This window comes from Methylophilus sp., assembly GCF_035460085.1.
In the GTDB taxonomy this organism is placed as follows: Bacteria; Pseudomonadota; Gammaproteobacteria; order Burkholderiales; family Methylophilaceae; genus Methylophilus.
In genome coordinates this window covers 1-4,638 of sequence record NZ_DATHWZ010000014.1, presented here as the reverse complement: position 1 = coordinate 4,638, position 4,638 = coordinate 1, and the positions used below count along the sequence as shown (strand labels likewise).

At 52.0% G+C, this 4,638-nt stretch carries 6 protein-coding genes; 4 read left to right on the top strand and 2 right to left on the bottom strand.

The genetic code is table 11. The annotated features are described in order from the left end of the window. From VK958_RS02165 to VK958_RS02155, 3 genes are all read left to right on the top strand, one after another. The coding region (locus VK958_RS02165) for an alanine racemase (protein WP_325238650.1) at positions 1-309 on the top strand (309 nt) is incomplete at its 5' end. 2 nt (positions 310-311) lie between these two features. After that, on the top strand, positions 312-1,142 hold the full coding sequence (gene proC, locus VK958_RS02160; protein ID WP_325238648.1) for a pyrroline-5-carboxylate reductase: 831 nt from the start codon (positions 312-314) through the stop codon (positions 1,140-1,142). Positions 1,143-1,154: 12 nt separating this feature from the next. Continuing rightward, positions 1,155-1,691 carry a YggT family protein gene (locus VK958_RS02155; protein ID WP_325238646.1) on the top strand — a complete coding sequence of 179 codons (537 nt, stop codon included), beginning with the start codon at positions 1,155-1,157 and terminating at the stop codon, positions 1,689-1,691. Positions 1,692-1,723: 32 nt separating this feature from the next. On the opposite strand, the gene rng is transcribed toward VK958_RS02155, so the two are convergent. Together rng and VK958_RS02145 are read right to left on the bottom strand one after the other, a co-directional pair. After that, on the bottom strand, positions 1,724-3,190 hold the full coding sequence (gene rng / locus VK958_RS02150; RefSeq protein WP_325238652.1) for a ribonuclease G: 1,467 nt from the start codon (positions 3,188-3,190) through the stop codon (positions 1,724-1,726). Between the two features lie 48 nt (positions 3,191-3,238). Further along, positions 3,239-3,805 (bottom strand): Maf family protein, encoded by a 567-nt coding sequence (locus tag VK958_RS02145; RefSeq protein WP_325238645.1) that lies wholly within the window; start codon positions 3,803-3,805, stop codon positions 3,239-3,241. Between the two features lie 195 nt (positions 3,806-4,000). On the opposite strand from VK958_RS02145, the gene VK958_RS02140 reads away from it, so the two are divergent. After that, positions 4,001-4,638 (top strand): ATP-binding protein (locus VK958_RS02140; protein ID WP_325238643.1); only part of this gene is annotated, 638 nt, incomplete at its 3' end.

Below are 4,638 nucleotides of genomic sequence, written 5' to 3'. Positions count from 1 at the left end.
GAGCTGCTGGAACTTGCCTTACATATCAAGCAATTGCCACACCTGCGGTTGCGCGGCCTGATGGCCATTCCGGCGCCCCAGCAGGAGTTTAATCTGCAACGTGACCAATTCCGGCAGGTACGTGCATTGTTCGATCAACTGAATCAGCATGACCTGCAACTCGATACCCTTTCCATCGGCATGAGCGGTGATTACGAAGCCGCCATTGCCGAAGGCGCGACATTGATACGTATTGGCACCGCAATTTTTGGAGCGCGGCAGCGCAAACCCACCACCGATTCAGATTTAGCTACCAAAGGAGCTGTTTAACCATGTCCTCACTCGCATCGCCCCGTATTGCTTTTATAGGCGGCGGGAATATGGCGCAAGCCCTGATCACCGGCCTGAAACAGCGCGATTTTCCCATGCAACAAATCACCGTCATCGACCCTGATGCCAGCAAGCATAATCAGTTGCAGAAAAATCTGGGGGTGCGCACCGCACAGGCGATGACGGCAGAAACGTTGCAAGTGGATGTGATTGTGCTGGCAGTAAAACCACAGCAATTAAAAGCAGTGGCCGATTCGCTTGCACCCTACCTGCAAACACAACTAGTGCTTTCTGTTGCTGCAGGTATTCGTACCGCCGATTTAAGTCGCTGGCTGAACGGCTACCACACTTTAATCCGCACCATGCCCAATACGCCGGCCCAGATACAGGCAGGCGTCACCGGGGCTTATGCGCTCGCCAGTGTGAGTGAAAGCCAGCGCCTACTGGCGGATAGCTTATTGCAGGCAGCCGGTGAAGTGGTATGGCTGGCTGATGAATTGCAACTGGATGCGGTCACCGCGATTTCCGGCAGCGGCCCGGCCTATGTGTTTTTGCTGATCGAAGCACTGACGGATGCCGGCGTCGCCCTGGGGCTGGATCAAGCGCAGGCATTGCAGCTGAGCCTTGCAACCTTCAAAGGCGCCAGCTTGCTCGCTTCTTCAAGCAAAACGCCCGTCGCCACTCTGCGCGAGCAGGTCACCTCCAAAGGCGGCACCACCGAACAAGGCCTGCTGAGCCTCAATCAGCACAATATCCATGCCATCATGCAACATGCGGCACAACAAGCAGCCAACCGGGCAAAAACCCTGGGCGACGAACTGGGAGGACAATAAATGTTAGGTGAAATGACAATTTTTTTGCTGAGGACAATATTCGGCATTCTGACGTTCTTGCTGGTATTGCGATTCCTGATGCAATGGACACGCACCTCGTTTCAAAACCAGCTGGGTCAAATGGTCATGGTACTGACTGACTTTATGGTGAAGCCGACCCGCAAGCTGATACGCCCGGTCAGGCATTGGGATATGTCAACGTTATTGCTTGCCTTGGTGATGCAGGTGATTTTGTTTGCCCTGCTCTCCACACTGGCCGGATTACCGCCTGCACCATTGTTCTGGTTATGGCAAGCCATCGTTGGCGTATTGGCGCAAATCATTGATGTGTTCTTCTATGCGATCCTGCTGATGGCGATTTTAAGCTGGGTGAACCCTTATAGCCCGATTTACGGTGTGCTCAACCAGCTGACAGCACCCATTCTTGAGCCTTTACGCCGTGTGTTGCCGCAAATACAGGGCTTTGATTTCTCAGCACTGGTGGCGCTGATATTGCTGCAAATGATCAGCCGTGTCGTGATACCTGGCCTGGCAATCGGCGTTATCTAACTACTGTACTCGGGCGACAAAAGTCGCCCGCCTTACATCCAGACAATATCGAATTCTTCACGTCCGTATTGGGTATCCGGGTGCAGCGTCACCGGCTTTTTAATAAAATCCGAAAGGCTGGCCAGGCTTTGTGATTCCTCATCACTGAGCATATTGATGACTTCTGGCGATGCCAGAATCTTGAAAGCGTTGGCACTCTTAAACTGCCTGGATTCACGCAACAATTCACGCATGATTTCATAGCTAATCGTCTGCGCCGTTTTCAATTCGCCACGTCCCTGGCAGACCTTGCATGATTCACACAACAAATGCGCCAGGCTTTCACGCGTGCGTTTACGCGTCAGTTCCACCAGGCCTAGGGTTGAGAAACCGTTCACATTGATACGCGCCCTATCCAGAGTCACCGCTTTCCGCAATTCTTCCAGCACCGCTTCGCGCTGTGCATCTTCATCCATATCAATAAAGTCGACAATGATAATGCCGCCCAGGTTACGCAAGCGCAACTGGCGCGCAATGGTTTGCGCGGCTTCAAGATTGGTTTTGAAAATGGTATCAGACAGGTTTTTACCACTGACGAAACTACCGGTATTTACATCCACCGTGGTGAGCGCTTCGGTCTGGTCAAAAATCAGGTAGCCACCGGATTTCAGTTCCACCTTGCGTGAAAGCGCCTTTTCGATCTCATTTTCAATATCATAAAATTCGAATAATGAGCGCTCGCCCTTGTAGTGTGTGAGCGGTTTTACTGCATGCGACACATACAGCTCGGCAAACTCCTTTAATCGCTCAAACATTTCACGCGAATCGACGCGGATATTGGTGGTTTCCTTACAGACGACATCGCGCAATATCCGGCGTGGCAAACTCAGGTCATAAAAAATCAGCGAACGCTCTCCGACAGTCTTGCTTTCAGTCTGGATCTTGCTCCAGACCTTACGCAGGTATTCAATGTCAGCCAGCAACTCCTCGTCTGAGGCATTCTCAGACATGGTACGGATGATGTAGCCACCTTCACGTTCATCCGGCAGCAAACCCAGCAAGCGGTTCCGCAAGAATTCGCGTTCTTCTTCTATATCAATCCTCTGCGAGACACCGATATGTTTTTGATAAGGCAAATAAACCAGGAAACGGCCGGCAATACTGATTTCAGTGGTCAGCCGCGCACCTTTGGTGCCTATCGCTTCTTTAATGACCTGCACGATGATGGACTGCCCCTCGTGCAACACTTCCTGGATAGGCCGCTCAGTTTTAGCCTCACCCTCTTCGGCATGGCAATCCATGATATCTGCGGCATGCAGAAAAGCCGCGCGTGGCAGGCCTATCTCTACAAACGCGGATTGCATGCCCGGCAATACCCGCACGACCGTGCCGCGATAGATGTTACCGACAATACCGAGTGAGGAGGCCCGTTCGATATGTAATTCCTGGACCACCCCTTGCTCCAGAATTGCCACCCGCGTTTCCTGCGGCGTGACGTTGATCAATACTTCCTGCGCCAATGACATTTTGCTTTACCCGATCCACACCGTTTCCGTTTTTTACAGAGTTTACCACGCGTGCAACAACTGCGCCGTTTCGTGCAGAGGCAAGCCCATCACGCCACTATAGCTGCCATCAATGCGCGAAATCCAGGCACCTGCCCGCCCCTGTATGCCATAGGCACCGGCTTTGTCCATCGGTTCACCGCTAGCTATATATGCCTGCAAAATTTCAGTAGGCACCTGCATCATTTCAACTTCAGTCGAATTCAGTAAACAACGTACTTCGCCATTGTGAGAAACCGCCACTGCCGTATGTACCCAATGCACGCTGCCGCTCAGGCGTGAAAGCATCTCCATCGCATCAGCTGCATCAACCGGCTTACCGAGAATCTCCTGCCCCAGCGCCACTGTGGTATCCGCGGCCAGAATCGGCAGTCCACGATCTGCATAGGTGGCAGTAATGGCCAAAGCCTTGGCTTTTGCCAACCGTTGCACATAAATGGCAGGATCTTCGCCGGCAAGGCATGACTCATCAATATCGGCCGGGAGAATCTCGCATTGCACGCCTAGTTGCGCCAATAGCTCCACCCGGCGCGGGCTGCGCGATGCCAGAATAATCTTTTTTTGTTGCATAGTTTGATAACCTGTTGAGATTGAAAATATGACTGCTACAAGCCCGACAAGTTAACACAAAGCCACGCTTTATTTGCGCCAGGCGCTCTGGCGCCAGCCTTCATCACATTAAGCAAAGCACCTCGCACTGACAGCCCACGACGGCATTGTGTACAATAGCCGCTCACCTCACACCATGATTTAAGATAAATCCGCATGAATCCGATTGAACAACTGCTACAGCGCGCCGAGCATCTAATCACGCGCCTGGAAACCCTGTTACCCGCAACGCTGGCCGAACCCAACTGGCAAGTCACCGCCTGGCGCTGGGTCAAACATGGTGCGCAAGGCCAGCTGCAAGCAGTCGAACACCCACATACGGTTTCGCTGGAAGATATCCGGTTTATTGACAGGCAAAAAACTGAAGTAGTACGCAATACCAGACAGTTTTTGCAAGGCCTGCCCGCTAATCACGTGCTGCTCACTGGCGCACGCGGTACCGGCAAATCTTCATTGGTGAAAGCCTTGCTAAATACCTATTCAGAGATGGGTTTAAGACTGATCGAAGTCGATAAACAGGATTTGACTGATTTGCCGCAAATCACACAACTGATCAGGAACCGCCCGGAAAAATTCATCATATTCTGTGACGACCTCACCTTTGAAGCCAACGACACCGGCTATAAAGCCTTAAAGGTCATCCTGGATGGCTCGATTGAAAATGCCTCATCAAATTTGCTGGTCTACGCCACCTCCAACCGTAAAAACCTGATGCCGGAATATATGGCCGATAACCAGCCGGTGCTGGAAAAAACCGGCGAGATCCGCCCGAACGACACCATTGATGAAAAAAC

Excerpts from the sequence above, each read along its gene's own strand:
- proC (WP_325238648.1), top strand. The coding sequence starts at position 312 with ATGTCCTCACTCGCATCGCCCCGTATTGCTTTTATAGGCGGCGGGAAT.
- VK958_RS02155 (WP_325238646.1), top strand. The coding sequence starts at position 1,155 with ATGACAATTTTTTTGCTGAGGACAATATTCGGCATTCTGACGTTCTTG.
- VK958_RS02145 (WP_325238645.1), bottom strand. The coding sequence starts at position 3,805 with ATGCAACAAAAAAAGATTATTCTGGCATCGCGCAGCCCGCGCCGGGTG.